This is a genomic window from Synechococcus sp. L2F (genome assembly GCF_024345695.1).
In the GTDB taxonomy this organism is placed as follows: domain Bacteria; phylum Cyanobacteriota; class Cyanobacteriia; order PCC-6307; family Cyanobiaceae; genus MW101C3.
This window is the reverse complement of the sequence record NZ_JAGQBP010000003.1, coordinates 212,232-228,728: the sequence shown is the minus strand read 5'-3', so window position 1 is coordinate 228,728 and position 16,497 is coordinate 212,232. Positions and strand designations below refer to the sequence as shown.

General features: G+C 65.2%; 15 protein-coding genes. 2 read left to right on the top strand and 13 right to left on the bottom strand.

What is annotated here, in order from left to right:
- Positions 1-98: 98 nt before the first annotated feature.
- Positions 99-1,436 (top strand): 3-phosphoshikimate 1-carboxyvinyltransferase, encoded by a 1,338-nt coding sequence (gene aroA, locus KBZ19_RS10235; RefSeq protein WP_094512876.1) that lies wholly within the window; start codon positions 99-101, stop codon positions 1,434-1,436.
- Positions 1,437-1,497: 61 nt separating this feature from the next.
- Positions 1,498-2,877: a bifunctional UDP-N-acetylglucosamine diphosphorylase/glucosamine-1-phosphate N-acetyltransferase GlmU gene (gene glmU, locus KBZ19_RS10230; protein ID WP_255100867.1), complete on the top strand. Its 1,380-nt coding sequence runs from the start codon at positions 1,498-1,500 to the stop codon at positions 2,875-2,877.
- Here glmU and murF read toward each other — a convergent pair.
- The 13 genes from murF to KBZ19_RS10165 all read right to left on the bottom strand — a co-directional run bounded on the left by murF (position 2,841) and on the right by KBZ19_RS10165 (position 16,327).
- Positions 2,841-4,376, bottom strand: a complete 1,536-nt coding sequence (gene murF, locus KBZ19_RS10225) for a UDP-N-acetylmuramoyl-tripeptide--D-alanyl-D-alanine ligase (protein WP_255100866.1) — start codon at positions 4,374-4,376, stop codon at positions 2,841-2,843. The two genes, glmU and murF, sit on opposite strands and share 37 nt — an antisense overlap.
- Before the next feature lie 4 nt (positions 4,377-4,380).
- A complete protein-coding gene (locus tag KBZ19_RS10220) occupies positions 4,381-5,277 on the bottom strand; it encodes a hypothetical protein (RefSeq protein ID WP_255100865.1) in 897 nt (298 codons plus the stop codon).
- 67 nt (positions 5,278-5,344) lie between these two features.
- On the bottom strand, positions 5,345-6,889 hold the full coding sequence (gene glgA / locus KBZ19_RS10215; protein ID WP_094512881.1) for a glycogen synthase GlgA: 1,545 nt from the start codon (positions 6,887-6,889) through the stop codon (positions 5,345-5,347).
- Between the two features lie 105 nt (positions 6,890-6,994).
- A complete protein-coding gene (locus tag KBZ19_RS10210) occupies positions 6,995-7,630 on the bottom strand; it encodes a L,D-transpeptidase (protein WP_399220138.1) in 636 nt (211 codons plus the stop codon).
- Positions 7,631-8,191: 561 nt separating this feature from the next.
- Positions 8,192-8,689, bottom strand: coding sequence for an ATP-binding protein (locus KBZ19_RS10205; protein WP_255100864.1), 498 nt, complete (start codon positions 8,687-8,689; stop codon positions 8,192-8,194).
- A complete protein-coding gene (locus KBZ19_RS10200) occupies positions 8,686-9,687 on the bottom strand; it encodes a sugar transferase (RefSeq protein WP_255100863.1) in 1,002 nt (333 codons plus the stop codon). Before KBZ19_RS10200 ends, KBZ19_RS10205 begins: the two co-directional genes overlap by 4 nt.
- A complete protein-coding gene (locus KBZ19_RS10195) occupies positions 9,684-10,163 on the bottom strand; it encodes a glycosyltransferase (protein WP_094512884.1) in 480 nt (159 codons plus the stop codon). The genes KBZ19_RS10200 and KBZ19_RS10195 overlap by 4 nt, the downstream gene beginning before the upstream one ends.
- Entirely contained in the window at positions 10,160-10,615 is a 456-nt protein-coding gene (gene pssD / locus KBZ19_RS10190; protein ID WP_094512885.1) for a PssD/Cps14F family polysaccharide biosynthesis glycosyltransferase, read from the bottom strand. The genes KBZ19_RS10195 and pssD overlap by 4 nt, the downstream gene beginning before the upstream one ends.
- Entirely contained in the window at positions 10,615-11,643 is a 1,029-nt protein-coding gene (locus KBZ19_RS10185) for a glycosyltransferase family 2 protein (protein ID WP_255100862.1), read from the bottom strand. Before KBZ19_RS10185 ends, pssD begins: the two co-directional genes overlap by 1 nt.
- A gap of 40 nt (positions 11,644-11,683) precedes the next feature.
- Complete coding sequence (locus tag KBZ19_RS10180) at positions 11,684-12,661, bottom strand: glycosyltransferase family A protein (protein WP_255100861.1); 978 nt, start codon at positions 12,659-12,661, stop codon at positions 11,684-11,686.
- A gap of 41 nt (positions 12,662-12,702) precedes the next feature.
- Positions 12,703-13,596 (bottom strand): glycosyltransferase family 2 protein, encoded by an 894-nt coding sequence (locus tag KBZ19_RS10175; protein ID WP_255100860.1) that lies wholly within the window; start codon positions 13,594-13,596, stop codon positions 12,703-12,705.
- A gap of 128 nt (positions 13,597-13,724) precedes the next feature.
- Positions 13,725-15,005, bottom strand: coding sequence for a lipopolysaccharide biosynthesis protein (locus tag KBZ19_RS10170; protein ID WP_255100859.1), 1,281 nt, complete (start codon positions 15,003-15,005; stop codon positions 13,725-13,727).
- A 164-nt stretch (positions 15,006-15,169) separates the two neighbouring features.
- On the bottom strand, positions 15,170-16,327 hold the full coding sequence (locus KBZ19_RS10165) for an O-antigen ligase domain-containing protein (protein WP_255100858.1): 1,158 nt from the start codon (positions 16,325-16,327) through the stop codon (positions 15,170-15,172).
- Between the last annotated feature and the right edge of the window lie 170 nt (positions 16,328-16,497).

Here is a 16,497-nt window from a genome sequence, read left to right as displayed (position 1 = left end):
GCCTGCAGCAGGCGCGGCTCCAGCCCTCCTCTGTCGTGCTCGGCCAGACCGTGGCGCCCAGGCCCAGACCTAGGCTCACGGGCCATTGCTCCCCTGGCATGGGACTGGCTGTCGCCGCTTCACCGCCCCCGGCCCGTGCCCTCGGGCAGGAAGGTTCGCGTTCGTTGAGCGGCACCGTGCAGGTGCCGGGCGATAAGTCGATCTCCCACCGCGCGCTGCTGTTCGGGGCAATCGCCACCGGCGAAACCCGCATCGATGGCTTGCTGCCTGCGGAGGATCCGCTCAGCACCGCCGCCTGCCTGCGCGCCATGGGGGTGACCATCAGCCCGATCGCAGCAGGGCAGCCGGTGATCGTGCAGGGGGTGGGCCTCGAAGGCCTGCGGGAACCCGACGACGTGCTGGATTGCGGCAATTCCGGCACCACCATGCGGCTGATCATGGGGCTGCTGGCGGGACGCAGCGGCTGCCACTTCGTGCTGAACGGCGATGCGTCCCTGCGCCAGCGGCCGATGGGAAGGGTGGCCGAACCGCTGGCCGCCATGGGCGCCCAGATCCGCGGCCGCGCCGGCGGCAAGCTGGCGCCGCTCTCGATCCAGGGAAGCGCGCTGCATGGGGCCGTGCTGGGCACCCCGATCGCCTCGGCCCAGGTGAAGTCGGCGATCCTGCTGGCGGGTCTCACCGCCACCGGTCCCACCAGCGTGATCGAACCGGCCCGCTCCCGCGATCACAGCGAGCGGATGCTGCGTGGCTTCGGCGCCGACATCGAGATCGGCGGCGACTCCGGCCGGCACGTGCGGCTGACGCCGGGCCGGGAGCTGGTGGGGCAGCCGGTGGAAGTGCCGGGCGACATCAGCTCGGCGGCCTTCTGGCTGGTGGCCGGGGCGATCACCCCAGGCGCCGACCTGACCGTGCGCAACGTGGGCCTCAACCCCACCCGCACCGGGGTGCTGGAGGTGCTCGAAGCCATGGGCGCCCGCATCGAGAGGCTGGAGCAGCGCCTGGTGGCGGGCGAGCCGGTGGGGGATCTGCGGGTGCGCTATGGGCCGTTGCAGGCCTTTGACATCGGCGGCGAGCTGATTCCGCGCCTGGTGGATGAAATCCCCGTGCTGGTGGTGGCCGCCTGCCGGGCCGAGGGCACCAGCCGGATCCGCGAAGCAGCTGAGCTGCGCGTCAAGGAAACCGATCGGCTCGCCGTGATGTGCCGCCAGCTGGGCGCGATGGGGGCACGGCTGGTGGAGCACCCCGACGGGCTCGACATCACCGGAGGGGTGGAGCTGCACGGCGCCGAGGTGGACAGCGAAACCGACCACCGGGTGGCGATGAGCCTGGCGGTGGCGGCCCAGGTGGCCATCGGTCCCACGCGGCTGCACCGCAGCGAAGCAGCGGCGGTGTCGTACCCCGGCTTCTGGGACGATCTGGCACGTCTGCAGGCCTGAAGCCCACCGGCGAAAGGGCAGCGGGGCGCCGGATAGATTCCCGCCAATTGCCGCCCCCCGCATGCTTGCCGTTGCCGTTCTGGCCGCCGGGAAGGGAACCCGCATGCGCAGCGACCTGCCCAAGGTGCTGCAGCCGCTGGCCGGTGCCACGCTGGTGGAGCGGGTGCTCCGCTGCTGCGACAGCCTCGAACCCGATCGGCGCCTGCTGATCGTGGGGCACCAGGCCGAGCGGGTGGAGGCGTCGCTGGCGGCCCACCACGGGCTGGAGTTCGTGCTGCAGCAGCCGCAGAACGGCACCGGCCATGCCGTGCAGCAGCTGCTGGAGCCGCTGCAGGGGTTCACGGGTGATCTGCTGGTGCTCAATGGAGATGTGCCGCTGCTGCGTCCGCAAACGCTGCGCCAGCTGCTCGACAGCCACCGGCGCGGTGGCGCCGCCGTGACCCTGCTGACAGCCCGGCTGGAGGATCCGAGCGGCTACGGCCGGGTGTTCGCGGACGAGGATGCACAGGTGAGCGCGATCGTGGAACACCGCGACTGCAATGCCGCCCAGCGGGACAACCCGCTCGTGAACGCCGGCATCTACTGCTTTGACTGGAGCCGCCTGGCGGCGGTGCTGCCCCAGCTCTCCAGCGACAACGACCAGGGCGAGCTCTACCTGACCGACACCGTGGCCCTGCTCGGCTCCGCCCAGCACCTGGAGGTGGAGGACAGCGCCGAGACCAACGGCATCAACGACCGCCTGCAGCTGGCCCAGTGCGAGCAGGTGCTGCAGGAGCGGCTGCGGCGGCACTGGATGGTGGAGGGTGTCACCTTCATCGATCCGGCCAGCTGCACGCTCAGCGACGCCACCCGCTTCGGGCGCGACGTGGTGGTGGAGCCACAGACCCACTTGCGCGGCGCCTGCCGGATCGGCGATGGCTGCCGGATCGGGCCAGGCTCCCTGCTGGAGAACGCCACACTCGGCAACGGAGTGGAGGTGCTGCTTTCGGTGGTACGCGAGGCCAGCATCGCTGATGGCTGCGCCATCGGGCCCTACGCCCAGCTGCGGCCCGGTACCGAGTTGGCGGCGGGCTGCCGGGTGGGGAACTTCGTGGAGATCAAGCAGAGCAGGCTGGGCGCCGGCTGCAAGGTGAACCACCTCAGCTACATCGGCGATGCGGAGCTGGGCGAGAACGTGAATGTGGGAGCCGGCACGATCACCGCCAACTACGACGGCGTGCGCAAGCACCGCACCGTGATCGGCGCCGGCAGCAAAACCGGTGCCAATTCCGTATTGGTGGCCCCGATCCGCCTGGGTGAGGGCGTCACCGTGGGGGCCGGCTCCACCCTTACCCGCGATGTTCCCGCCGGCTCCCTGGCTCTGGGCCGGGCCCGCCAGCTGGTGCGCGAGAACTGGCCGGGGCCTCAGGCCGGCGCCACGCCGGCGGCGCCGGCCAGCTGAGCCGCCAGCAGCGGGATCGCCCGCTCCAGGGCCACGCCACGGCTGGCCTTGAGCAGCAACTGATCGCCCGGTTGCAGCCACCCCAGCAGCGCCTCGGCCGCCTCAGCCGGGCTCTGCACGCGAGCCAGCCGCGGCAGGCCACTGGCCGCCTCCTGCATGGCGGCGCCCATGGCACCACCATCCACGATCACCAGCCCATCCAGCTGCAGGTCCGCAGCACGGCGTGCCACGGCGCGGTGGAGCGCCTCGCTCTGCTCGCCCAGCTCCAGCATCGTGCCGAGAGCAGCAAAGCGGCGTCCCGGCTGGGCCGCCAGCAGATCGAGGGCCGCCAGCACCGCTTCGGGGGAGGCGTTGTAGGTCTCGTCGAGCACCTGTACAGCGCCGAGCTGCAGACGGCGGCTGCGGCCACCGGGCACCTCCACCTGGAGGGCCTGCAGCTGATCGCCCCGCACGCCGAGCTCCAGGGCCACCGCCAGGGCAAGCAGCAGGTTCCGGGCATTGTGGCGCCCGGGCAGAGGCAGCGGCACCCGAAACTCCGTTGGAGAAGGGTCAGTGGAAGCCTCGCCAATGGAAGCTCCCTCAGCTGAAGCAACAGGAGCAGGAGCGGGAGCGGCAGTGCTTGCAGCGGCGCCGGGGCCGGCAAGCAGCTGCAGCCAGGCGCCGCCGGCCGCGCCGGGATCCCCCTCGATCTGGCCGAGCAGGTCAGGGGCTGGCACGTGCGGGCCCACGGCGGCAGAACCAGAGCCGGCGACGTCATCGCCTGTGAGCGCCACGCGGCGCACCCGCCCGCTCCACACGGCGCCCAGCGCCTGCTCGAGCAGAGGATCGCCGGCGGGAATCACCACCAGACCGGCCGGGCTGAGCGCGGCTGTGATCTCACACTTGGCCTGGGCAATGGCTTCACGGCTGCCGAGCCGGCCGATGTGGGCCGTGCCGATGTTGGTGATCACCACCACATCGGGCAGCGCACAGCGGGAGAGCCGCTCGATCTCCCCCAGACCGCGCATGCCCATTTCCACCACCACGGCCGCCTCAATGGGGCTGGCCTTGAGCAGGGTGAGCGGCACGCCCACATCGTTGTTCTCATTGCCGCTGGTGGCCAGCACCGGCCCCAGCGGCGCCAGCACGGCGCGCACCAGTTCGCGGGTGGTGGTCTTGCCAGCGGAACCCGTCACGGCGATCACCGGTGCCGCCAGCGTCTGGCGCCAGGCCCGTGCCAGCTGCTGGTAGGCCAGCTGGGTGTCGTCCACGAGCCAGGCGGGCAGGGAGGCAGGGCGCTCCGCGGCACGCGTGCGCGCGATCAGTGCCGCCAGGGCGCCGGCTTCGGCCGCCTGGGAGAGGAACCGGTGGCCATCGTGCTGTTCACCCGTGAGCGGCACAAACAGATCACCCGGCTGCAGACGCCGGCTATCGGTGCAGACGCGGGGCAGCGGCACAGCGGGATCGAGGGCCGGACCGATGGGGTCGCCCCAGAGCGCCACGAGTTGCTCCAGCCGCATCCGCTCAGCCCCCAGCCTGGTGATCGAGAAGGATCATGCCCCCTCCCACCCAGGCAGGCCGGCCCATCAGCAGCCCGTCGCCATCGCTGAGCTCCAGGTTGTCGTAGCCAAGGGCGCGGGCCCGCTCCAGCCAGAGGTTCGCCTGCTGCTGGCGCTCCTGAGCGTTGAGCCGATCGAGCCTGGCGTCCAGCTCCAGTTCCAGGGTGCCGCTGGCGGGATGGGGGCGGGCAACGCGGATCAGCTGCTGCGGGTCCAGGTCGGCCAACAGCTCCAGCAGCGGTTCGATCGCCGGCGGGGAGGGTTCGCTCAGGGCTGAATCAGGCGGGGCGGCTCCAGGCGGGGCAGATGACGGCGCAGGTGACGGCGCAGAAGGCGGCCGCGACGGCGGCGGCGCTGGCGACGGCGAAGGGGTGCCGGCGGAGCGTGCTCTCGTGGAGGGTGTGGCTGGTGAAGGAGTGGCAGGGGATCGCGCTCCCCGCCGCTCCCCTGCCGGCTCAGGGGCGACGGTCCGGGAGCTCGGGGAGTCTGTTGAGCCAGCGGCCGGGGAATGCGGGAGGCCGGGAGCCTGGCCGGGACTGCCGGCGGGGGTGATGGGCGGCTGCAAAGGGGCCGCTACGGGGGCAGCAGGGGGAACCGCACGGGGCCCCAGCGCCCTGAGCCCCACCACAACGCCCGTCAGCCCCAGCAATGCCAGCAGGAGCAACAGCGGCCAGAACAGCGGCGCCAGCGCGCGTGGCCAGAAGCCGGGCACGATCAGATCGGCCTGGCGGTTGCGACGCCACAGTTCCTGCGCCTTCAGGCGCAGGCTGGCGAGCACGGCGATCAGATCCCGGCCGAGGGCACTCCAGGGGCTGGTGTAGAGCGACGGGAGCTGGGAGCGGCCGGGGTCCGGGTCCGTCATGGGCCAGGTTCAGAAGCAGACGGTGGGATCAGGGCGGACCCGCACGGATCAAGGCAGCTCTACCCGCTCAGCTGTTGCCGCGCCGCAGCAGGGCCGAGAACGGGTTGCGCGACACCACCGGGGTGGGCCGGGGCGCGACCGGGGGACGCTCCGGGAGGGCCGCACCATCGGCGAGAGCCGGGTCGGCCTCCTGACCCAACGAGAATTGCTCGACAGCCTCGCGGTTCGGCGAGGGCTCCTTGACGCCCTTCACTTCGCGGTACATCGCGTCGTATTCCAGGGCGGAGCGGGTCCAGCTGTGATCGGCGCGCATGGCGCGCTGCTGCAGTTCCTGCCAGCTGGCGGTGTGCCGATAGGCCTCCCACGAGCGCACGATCGCCGTGTAGAAATCGATCGCTTCATAGCGATCGAAGCAGAAGCCGGTGCCGGTGTGAGTGGCTGGCACGTGGGCCGGCACGGTGTCCACCAGGCCGCCCACCTTGCGCACCACCGGAATGCAGCCGTAGCGCATCGCCAGCAGCTGGCTGATGCCGCACGGCTCGAAGCGGCTGGGCATCAGGAAGGCATCGGCGCCGGCATAGATCAGGCGGGAGAGGGCGTCGTCGTAGGTGAGAAACACCGCGAACCGGCCGGGATGGGCCAGGGCCATCTGCCAGAGCCCCGCCTCGTAGTTGCGATCACCGGTCCCCAGCACCACGATCTGGCTGTCGGTGTAAGCGAGCACGCGATCGGCCACCTGCAGCAGCAGGTCCACCCCCTTCTGATCCACCAGGCGGCTCACCATGCCCATCACGTAGGTGTCAGGGTCCACCCGCAGGCCCATGCGTTCCTGCAGCATCCGCTTGTTGGTCGCCCGCGGTGCCAGGTCGTCGGCGCTGAACGTGGCAGGCAGGGTCTTGTCGGTGGCGGGATTCCAGTCGGCGATATCAATGCCGTTGAGGATGCCGCGCAGCTTGCCGCTGATGTAGTTGAGCAGGCCATCGAGGCGCTCGCCATATTCGGGCGTGCGGATCTCCATCGCGTAGGTGGGAGACACCGCATTCACCCGATCGGCGTAGAGCAGGGCCGCCGCCATCGTGTGATCCCCCTGCATGTACCAGGGGCACCAGGTCATGCGGTCGAGCTTCCAGCGCCAGGGGCCCTGATAGCGCAGGTTGTGGATGGTGAAGACCGTGCTGATCTCCGGGTCCTGATGCATCCACACCGGAATCATGCCGGTGTGCCAGTCGTGGCAGTGCAGCACATCCGGCTTCCAGTGGTTCCAGGCGAACTCGGAGATGGCGTTGGCAAAAAAGGTGAAGCGCCAGTCCTCGTCGTCACCGCCGTAGATGCGCTCCGGGTCGAACACCGGATGCCCCACCAGATACAGCGGCAGGCCATTGGTGGGATGGGTGGTGGCATAGATCGCAAACTCCGTGCCCATCGCCCAGCCCCGCCAGATCGGCTCACTGGGAATCGACAGCTGGCTCCAGAGCCGGCCGTAACCAGGAAGAATCAGACGCACGTCGTGGCCGAGTGCGGCAAGGGCCGGGGGAAGCGATCCCACCACATCCCCCATGCCGCCCACCTTCACCATCGGAGCACATTCGGCGGCGGCGAACAGCACACGCATCAGAAGATCCGGTCGGCAGGGCCGAACTCTACGGGGGCTGCCTGACGGGTCTGTCTGATCGGGCTGCCTGAAGGGCCTGCCTGTGTGACCCCGGAGGCATCGGGCTCAGGGCAGCACCGTGACCGAGGTGCCCACCTCCACCAGCTCGAACAGCTCCTGCACGCTTTCGTCGTGAAGGCGCACGCAGCCGTGGGACACGGCCCGGCCCACGGTCCAACGGTGCGGGGTGCCGTGAAAGCCGGTCATCAGACAACCCTGCAGATCCAGCGCCTGATCACCGCTGAAGCCGCGGCGGCCCGCACAATCCTTCTGGAAGCCGATCCAGCGGCTGCCGAGCGGGTTCGCGGGCCCCGGGCCGATGCGGGTGCCTTTGGCCGGGTGCTCCCACACCGGATTCTTGTGCATGTTCAACACCTCGAAGCGACCCAGCGGGGTTTCCCAGCCCGGCATGCCCACCGCCACGGGATAGGTGCGGATCAGCTCGCCCGCCTCCAGCACCAGCAGGCGCCGCTGGCGGCGTTGCAGCACCAGATGGCGATCGGGCCGCTGCACCAGTGCCACGGGCACCCCCGCCAGCAGGCTTTGGCTGGAGGAGGCCCTGCTCGACGCAGCCGGGGCCGCAAGAGCGGCCGGAGACGGCAACGAGATGGCCGGCAACAGCAAGGCGGCGGCCAGCAGCAACCCGGCGGCGGGCCGCCAGCGCGACTGGGGCAGGGAGGCGGAGCGGCGGTCCGGATCCACGGTCGGAAGGGCGGACGGCGTGGGCAGGCTCTGCAGGCTAGCCAGCGCAAGGGCCCCAGGGCCTTCCAGAAGTGATGGCCACGCAGAAGGTCAAGCTACGTTGACGCTGGCGATCCGAACGGTGAGGACGGTTGCATCGCATCGCTTCCCTGACGTCTGCCGCTCTGTTCATGGGTCTGGAGATCACGGCTGCATCGCTCGGCTCCCCTGAGCACCACCCCGGAGTTCTCTACAGCTACAAGGACAACACAGTGCCGGCCACCTGCTCGAGGAGCTTCTGGTTGCTGCACAAGAGTAAGAAAGTCTGGTTCAGGTTGGATGACAAGCTCAGAGAGCTCCCCCTGGAGACCGCCTTTTACTACCGAGGCCGGAGGATTCTCTACAGCGGTGATCTGGGGAGTCTTCCGAAGGAGAGCCGGAGATCAATGGAAGCCACCAGCATCATCTGGGGCCAGCACCTGGCCAATGGTTGGGGGCGGGGACCGGAGGGAACCAATTACTACCTTCACCTCTGGACGCGGTGGTCGATCTTTCAACCTGCCCGATGCCATCCCGAGTCCTTCAGCATGACCCACCGGCCCCTGCATCCGCCGTCAGGGCGTGGCTCAGGCACAGGACATTGATGTCGTCGTCCTCCCTGCAGTAGCTGATCGTCCAGCCATACTCCTTCTGAAGCTTCAGAAACATCACCAGCCCCCAATGGGCCTCCCTGGCCAGGGGGTCCGAACCACTGGCGGCGATCTCGGCTTCCACCCTGACCAGTGCCGACGCCAGATCAAAGGCGTCGCCGTGGTCGACAATCTGAAGGCGCACAAGGCGGCTGCTCCGCTGCAGCGCGAGCTGCACCTGTGGTGGCGACACCAGGTGGGCATGGGCATGGCGCACGGCGTTGGTGAACCCTTCCACAAGAGCCAGCTGGGCCTGCATCCAGACATCGGCGGGCACGTCGGGGTGGCCCAGTCCCTCGAACCAGCTGAGGACAAGCTCAAGCTGATTGAGATCACTGCTGACCGCAAGCTGCCCATCTGGCACGAAATCTGCCGCCATGGGCAGACTCATGCTGCCCCCGAATCCTTGCTGAGCAGCACAAGGAATGTTCTGGCGATCAGTCGGAGGTCGTAGCCCAGACTCCAGTTCTGCTGGTAGCGGAGGTCGAGCTTGATCACATCTTCGAAATCACGGATGGAAGAGCGGCCATTCACCTGCCATTCCCCACTCAGCCCGGGGCGCACATCAAACCGCTGCCAACTGGGAATGGCGTAGCGACGCACCTCATCCGGGGTGGCTGGCCGCGTTCCGATCAGGCTCATGTCGCCGATCAGCACGTTCCAGAACTGGGGCAGTTCATCGAGGCTGGTCTTGCGCAGGATGCGGCCCACTTTGGTGATCCTGGGGTCATTGTCATTCTTGAAGAAAGCGCCCTGGGCCTGGTTCGCCACACTGCCTTTGAGGGTCTCGGCATCGCTCACCATCGAGCGGAACTTCCAGATGCGGAAACGGCGGCCCATCCAGCCGCAGCGCACCTGACTGAACAGAATGGGCCCCGGGCTGTCCAGGCGGATGGCCACGGCCAGGGGCAGGAACAGCAGCGCCGTGATCCCCAGGCCGATGAGTGCGCCACAGATGTCCATGAACCGCTTGATCCCGGAGCGCACCGAAGGGTGGGTGAGGGGGGGGCGCTGGTCCTCAACGTGGGAGAGCTGGGGGAGCAGGCCCTCGGAATGGGCTGCCATCGGCAACAGCTTCTCCAGCCCTGTCAGCTGCAGGGCCAGGAACACCTGCCGGTGCAGGCTCCAGGCGCAGAGGGGAACGGCCCGCTCCTGGACGGCCTTGATGGCGCCGACCAGGGCACCGATGCCGCTGCTGTCGATGCTGGCCGTCCTGCCGAAATCCAGGATCACTTCGCGCAGATCCTCCACCTCCTCAAGCCAGCCGCAGAAACCGGCGCGGAAAGCCACGGCCTCAGTGACGGTCAGCCGTGGGGGCAGCTGGAGAATCAGCACCCCGTTCTGAACGGTTCTGACCACAGCCGCGTTGGGAGAAGGGTGAGCTGTCATGCCGGAGAAAAGTGGCTCTGCAGACTGCGACACAGGGACTGGGCGGAGCTATCGGTCACGTCGCTGATCGAGGTCTTGAAAGGCGCCAGAAGAAAGCGAACCAGATCGCCCGGGCTCCAGGCGATCGGCACCCCCATTTCCGTCAGTGCCAGGGCGAGTTCCACCTGATGATCATCCACATGCTCCTGGTAACGCACACTGCGGGGAACAAGAATGAAGGGCTGCTGCATCTCATCGAGCAACAGCACCGTGCCCTCTCCGCAGTGGGCAATCACCACCCGGGCCCTCTGCACGAGGGCCCGAAACGACTCCTCCTTCAACAGCCGATACACGGTGGTGCCACTGGGGAGAAACGTACAGGTGCCGTATTGAACGACGATCTCTTCATCGATGAGCTCTTGTTGGATCAGCAGCTCCACCCACTGCATCAGCCGATTGAAGGGGAACTGCTCTGTTCCGACACTGACGAGAATCATGATCCGAGCTTGCCCTGGACAAGTTCGGCCCGGGGATAGCGACGCTGCAGCTGGGGCCAGTGCACATAGAGGATGTCCAGGAAGGGTCGCACCAGCCGCGCCGACAGGCTGAGCGTCTCAATGCGGGTCACGGACTCGATGAACACGGTCTTGCATCGAAACAGCTTACCGAGAAGAAGAAAGGGAACAGCCACACCGGCGCCGGTGGAAAGAATCACGTCTGGCTGCTCTCTGCGGATCACCTGCAACGCCAGCCCCAGGTTGCGCAGCAGATTCGGCAGGTTGCGATTCGTGGGGCTGTGGGCCCAGAGCACCTGTTCATCGGCCAGGGCCGTTTCCGTCGTGGGCGTTCGAAACGTGACCCAGAGATGGGGATGGCGCCCCCAGAAATCGGCCAGCTGCTGCAGCGCCTTGAAATGCCCCCCTGAAGAGCAGACCAGCAGGATCTTCATCAGCTCAGTTCCCCACGCATGCGCCGCTGCTGACTGGCCCCCGTGGAGCGCAGCATCAGACCCTCCAGCCAGCGATAGGGAGCCTCCGGCAACAGCCGCAGCAGGTAGGCGGCCAGCAGCGTGATCAAGGTACGTCGCGGTTCCTCGAGCAGCACCCTCCAGTCGGTGGCCAGGGATTGGTGCAGCAGACGCACGGCCAGGGCGCCGTCCCGCTGGCGGGTGGCCCGGCGGGCCAGGTAGCGCAGCTGATAGGCGCGGGCCCTGGAGCCCCATTGGGCGACGAAATCGGGGTGGGTGGCTTTGGTCTTGAGCAGAACCCGCTCCCAGGAGGCGTACTGCTTCATCAGATTGGCCGAGAGTCCGCCGTCGCTGATGCGGTAGAGCGTCAGTGCCTCGGGGATTCCCTCGATCCGCCAATGGGTCTGCAGCGCAATCCGCAGCCAGCACTCAATGTCTTCGGACTGTCGAAAGGTGTCGTCAAAGAAGAAGTCTTCCACTTCGCCATAGAGATTCGCCTCAAAGCGAATGGCGTCAAAGACGTCTCGGCGGATCACCACAGCTGAGCCATTGCCGATCGGATTGCGGCAGAAGACGATCTCCGGCGTGATGTCCTGCAGCCTCGGCATCTGGTAGATCCCGATCGGCCTGGAGCTCTCATCGATGAATCCGGAGCGGGAAAAGCTGACACCCACCTCCGGCCGCGCTTGCAGATGGGCCACATGCCTCTCCACCTTGGTGGGAAGCCACAGATCGTCGCTGTCCAGAAATCCGAGGAACTCCCCTTGGGCCTGCCGGATGCCTGTGTTCCGCGCCCCGGCCAGGCCCCGGTTCTGCTGATGCACCACCCGAACGCGCCCGTCCCCATACCCCTGGCAGATCGCCACCCCGTCATCGGTGGAGCCATCGTTCACCACCAGGATCTCCAGGTTGGGGTAGGTCTGGCTGAGAACGGATTCCAGGCTTTCCCTCACCGTGGCGGCGGAGTTGTAGAGCGGCATCACCACTGAGACCAGAGGGGATTGGCTCATGTCAGTGCGCTCACAGGCAGAGGGGCATTGGCGAAGGCCATCATGGCCGTGCCTCGTCGTGGCGGCCACCCAGGCGGCGGAAGGGGGCCAGCAGCTGCCTGGTGAAGACGGCCAGGGCCGTGAGCACGGTACGGCGCGGCTCCCGCAGCAGGATCCGCCAATCCGAGCGCAGGGAGCGCAGCATGAAATCGGTGCCGATGGCGGGGGCTCCTCCGAGGCGCAGGGAGCGCCGGGCCAGGTAGCGCAGGTGGATGGCCTGGGCCGTGGCGAAGTGGTTCGCCACCAGCTCGGGCGCATAGCCACGGGCTTCGCTGATCAGCCGCAGCCAGCCCTGTTCCATGCGGTGCAGGCTTGAGGAGAGTCCCCCTGCCGAGGTGCGGTAGTAGGTGAGCACCTGGGGCAAGCCGGCGATCTGCCAGCGGCCATCGCAGGCCACCCGCAGCAGCCATTCCAGATCCTCCGAATAACTCATGTCGGTGACGAATCCGCCCACTGCGTCGAACACCTGCCGCCGCAGCACCCAGTTCGACGTGGTGTTGGTGGGGTTCTCACAGAGAAAATCCACCGGCCGATGCGATTCCCGGGGCAGGGCCGCCAGCAGGCCGGTGGGCGTTCCCCCAGGGGAAAGGAACGCGATGCGGGCGAAACTCACGCCGACATCAGGATGGTTGGCGTGGTAGGCCACATGCTGGCGCAGTTTGTCGGCATGCCAGAGGTCATCGGCATCGAGAAAGGCGATCAGGGGCGCACGGCTGAGGGCCACCCCGCGATTGCGGGCGATCGAGACTCCCGCGTTGGGCTGGCTTACCAGGTGCACCCGGGGATCGTCCCCAAACAGGCGCGACACGATGGCGAGGCTGTCGTCAGTGGATCCGTCATCAACAGCGATCAGCTCCCAGTTGCTCAGGCTCTGGTTCTGCACGGAGCGCAGGGTTTGCTCGATGTGTGGCGCCGCGTTGTAGATCGGTACCACCACGGAAATGGCCGGGTCGTCCAGTTGTTCAGGGTCTGGAACCACCGCAGCTGTCCCGTGGTGATGAAGGTTCACCATCGTGGTGGCTACGACGTATGGCTGGAGCGGTGGCCACCCAGAAGACGACGCAGGACGGCCCTGATCCGTCCCATCAGGGTGATCCGGATCATCCGCAGGCGTTTGGCGTAGTAATCGAACTGGTTGATGATGGGCGGCTGACCCTCCTGGAAGTGGTTCAGTTGGCGCGCAGGCAGCAACTTCGATGTCCAGTCGACGGAGTCGATATGGCGAAACTGTTCGTGGCCGTAGCGGGCCTGAAGCTTCTCCTTGATCTGGTCAGGCGTGCGGTAGGGGTAGTGGCGATTGTAGAGACGCTGCGAGCAGGCTTTGGTGAGTCCGTTGGGCCACTGTGGGGCCACCGCTTCGTTCCAGGTCTGATGGGGTTGGTTGCGGAAGAAGCGGTACTCTCGCCAATTGGCCGAGTAGTACAGGCGCCGTTCGGTGATGGGACGGTGGGGTTCAAGCTTCTCAGCCGCCCAATTCTTGTAATCGGCATCCGTGTAGTAGAACTGCAGATTCCAGGCCGTCACGAAATCGGCTTTTTCACGGTTGGCCGTGGCCAGCACCTCTCTGGGGTCCCCTTCGAGGAACTCATCCCCATCGAGCCGTAGCCACCAATCCTGATCAGCCAGTTCGTGGTTGTATTTGTTGTAGACGATCGAGCGCATCCCATCGCGGAATGGGATCAGGAGCTGGTCCTCGATCACAATCGTCGGATAGTGCTGTGCCAGGGCATTCACGGTTTCCCAGGTTCCATCGGTGCTGCCGTTATCGAGAACGAAGATGCGATCACAGAACGTCAGCGCATGAATCAGACAATCCGCAATGACGTCGCCCTCATTCTTGATCAGACAGATGGCGTAGATCTTCACGCGTGAATCGGGCGGGAGGACGGTACGGCTTGCTCCGATGGCACCCATGGCACCACCGACGTGACCCGGGACTGGGGCGGGGCCAGCGAGGCTTGAAACATTTCCATCACCCTAACCGCGCGCTGGCAGCGGCCTCCATGGGGAAAGGGATTGGGCCTCAGGCCTGTGAAGGTGCGTCAAAGGCTGGCCGGCTGGGCCACCTGAATCCTTCGCAACAGCCGTTGCCCCATCATCAGGTAGATCGGCTGAAGCGTGAGATGGGCCGCTGCCACGGACACGGCCACACCCAGGGATCCCCAGGACGTGCCGATCAGGATGGCGACGGTAAGGGCCACCGTGAAGGCCAGGTTCCACAGCAGATCCACCTGGGGCAGGCCTACGGCGCGGAACAGCATCGAGGAGGCGTTGGCGAAGGGTCGGGACAGGGCCGACAGGCAGATCAGCATCAAGATCGGCACGGCACCCTCCGTCACCCACTTCTGCCCAAAAACGATCGGTACATAGAGAGGGGCCAGGCTGCATTGCATCGCCACAACGGGCACGATCACCTTGGTGATGGTGAGCAAGTTCTTGCTGAAGCGCTGCTTGAGTTCGGCGGGTTGGCTTCTGACGTCACAGAAGTCGGAGTAGATGGAGACGGACAGCGCATTGATCACACTCAGGCTCAGGCCCAATCCAGCGTTGAAGGCGAAGTAGTACACCCCTAGTGCTTTGACACCGATGAAGCGACCGATCAAAAGATAATCAACATTCTCGCGGAACGTGTTGAGCATCTCCACACCCAGGATGCGACTGCCGAATCCCAGCACGGATTTCCAACGTTTGAGGGTGAACGTCATGACGGGACGCCAGGGTTCAAACCGCAGCATCATCGCGACCCAGACCGGAGCCACCAGCAACTTGGGCAGTACAATCGCCCACATGCCCATACCAAACAGCGCAAAGATCCCGGTCAGCAGATTGTCGGTGACGACCGCCGTGAGATTGGTCAAGCTGTAGAACTTGAGCCTGTTTTGCCTGCGTACCAAGGCCGTCTGGACCATGGCGAGTGGGTAGATCAGATAGCTGAAACTCACCACAATGATTGGCAGGATCAGTGCGTTGTCGCTGTAAACGCGGGCAAAGATAAACGAACCAATGATCTGCACGACAAAGAGGCTAAAGCCGATCAGCCAGTTCAGGCTCCATGCCGTCTGGCAGATTTCTTTGACATCCTCCGCATCGGCCTGCACGATCTTGTCCCCGATGCCGTTGCGTGTGAAGACCTTGACAAGCTCGCCGGACGTCAACACGATGGCGGCCAGGCCATAGTCCCTGGGGCTCAGCAGCCTGGCCAACAGCACTGTGGCGACGAGACGCGAGACGCGAATCCCCACCTCCCCCACCCCCATCCAGCCGATGTTGCGGATGAATCGATCCTTCGGGATGAAACTCTTCAGCTGGCTGAGCAGACGCATCAAAGGTCTACCCCACGGTTAAGACTCGAGTGGCAAAGCAACGGCCACAGACTGTGTCCCCACAGGCAGAGCGGTCGAGACCGCAACGACACTGGCCATGCTGTTGCCTTCAGAATGCTCGTCATGGCATCAAGGTGTCTCACGGCTGGCGGATTGGGTGTGAATCACGGTACGGGAAGAATTTCTGACTGGAGCGGGGCTTTGTTCTCCTGTAGAGCCATTCCCATGATAAGCATTCCAGGCCAAAAGAGGTAGACCAGGATCTCCAGATTCTCGCCAAATGTATACATAAACAAGAGAATAATGATTCCCAGCCCAGCTGAGCCAAGTTGATAGCGGGGACTGGCAGCACGCCGCAATAGATCAAGCGCTGTAACCAACATGGGAACAGCCAGAGCGACGAAGCCAACAATACCCTTCACAAAAAGCACTCCGGCCCAGGTGTGATGGGAGCCAATGGCCATGTACTCAACCAGATGGGGGCCGCCCTCTACGACACCATGTCCCCAAATCGGAGCCTCTGTCTCCCAGCGATGGAAGGCGATGCGCTTTAAGGCAAAGCGAACACGCGTAGAGCCAGCCCGAGCACCTTTGAACCCTTCCCAATAGTCGCTGATGGCGGTAAGAATAGACGTAGCAAAGATTCCTCCAAGATAGGAAACTACGCCAAGAGAAATCAGCATGAATGGTTGACGCAGCCTGGATACCACTGCCGTAACGGCTGGAATCAGGATGATGCAGAGCTGGGCAAGACGCGACTTGCAGACGAAGCACATAAGGATCGAGCCAATGATGCCCAGAACCTTCCATTTCCGATCTTTTTCCAGCAGACAGATCATGAAGTTGATATTGCCGACAAACCCAAGAGCAGGCCCCCATGGAGCGAAGAGCCGCCAGCGAAGGTCACCGGTGCTACCATCAATCTCGTAGAGTGGAACGTCAAAGAATTCATTTCCTGGACCACCGACGGCTCTCAATGGCGAGACATAGAGCACTTCTGGCAGGCCCAGATGCGGGGTTAGCAGAAGGAGCGGCATGATGAGGAGCGTATGAAAGCCCACGATGCAAATGGCACGCGTGGGGATGCTGCTCCGAATCGGCAGAGCTCCTGCTAACGGATAGAGCGCTAGGGCGGCCCACCCTTTGGCCCAACCAATCGTGGACTTGATGATAGCTCCAGTCCCGAGGTTGAAGTTCACATGTCCTGCAATCAAGGCAACTTCCATGATGATCATGCCGATGATCCAAAGCCAAATCACGGGTGATATGGAAATTTCTTCATTTTCCTCTGGGTGATCCATTCGGGCCAGAATCTTAATCAATAGGCAGCCCAGAAGCAGCCAGCAGAGAATAGACCCCACAACGTAAAGTCCACCGAATAGCCAGATAGGGTAGGTGCAAATAATCGACCACCAGACCAAACGCTCTGGCCAATTTCTCGGCTGAAGATCATCCTCAGACTGGAAGGCCCTTGAAAGAAGCGTTTTAAGTC

Coding starts and splice junctions, on each gene's coding strand:
- aroA (WP_094512876.1), top strand. CDS start 99: ATGGGACTGGCTGTCGCCGCTTCACCGCCCCCGGCCCGTGCCCTCGGG.
- glmU (WP_255100867.1), top strand. CDS start 1,498: ATGCTTGCCGTTGCCGTTCTGGCCGCCGGGAAGGGAACCCGCATGCGC.
- murF (WP_255100866.1), bottom strand. CDS start 4,376: ATGCGGCTGGAGCAACTCGTGGCGCTCTGGGGCGACCCCATCGGTCCG.
- KBZ19_RS10220 (WP_255100865.1), bottom strand. CDS start 5,277: ATGACGGACCCGGACCCCGGCCGCTCCCAGCTCCCGTCGCTCTACACC.
- glgA (WP_094512881.1), bottom strand. CDS start 6,889: ATGCGTGTGCTGTTCGCCGCCGCCGAATGTGCTCCGATGGTGAAGGTG.
- KBZ19_RS10205 (WP_255100864.1), bottom strand. CDS start 8,689: ATGAGTCTGCCCATGGCGGCAGATTTCGTGCCAGATGGGCAGCTTGCG.
- KBZ19_RS10200 (WP_255100863.1), bottom strand. CDS start 9,687: ATGACAGCTCACCCTTCTCCCAACGCGGCTGTGGTCAGAACCGTTCAG.
- KBZ19_RS10195 (WP_094512884.1), bottom strand. CDS start 10,163: ATGATTCTCGTCAGTGTCGGAACAGAGCAGTTCCCCTTCAATCGGCTG.
- pssD (WP_094512885.1), bottom strand. CDS start 10,615: ATGAAGATCCTGCTGGTCTGCTCTTCAGGGGGGCATTTCAAGGCGCTG.
- KBZ19_RS10185 (WP_255100862.1), bottom strand. CDS start 11,643: ATGAGCCAATCCCCTCTGGTCTCAGTGGTGATGCCGCTCTACAACTCC.
- KBZ19_RS10175 (WP_255100860.1), bottom strand. CDS start 13,596: ATGGGTGCCATCGGAGCAAGCCGTACCGTCCTCCCGCCCGATTCACGC.
- KBZ19_RS10170 (WP_255100859.1), bottom strand. CDS start 15,005: ATGCGTCTGCTCAGCCAGCTGAAGAGTTTCATCCCGAAGGATCGATTC.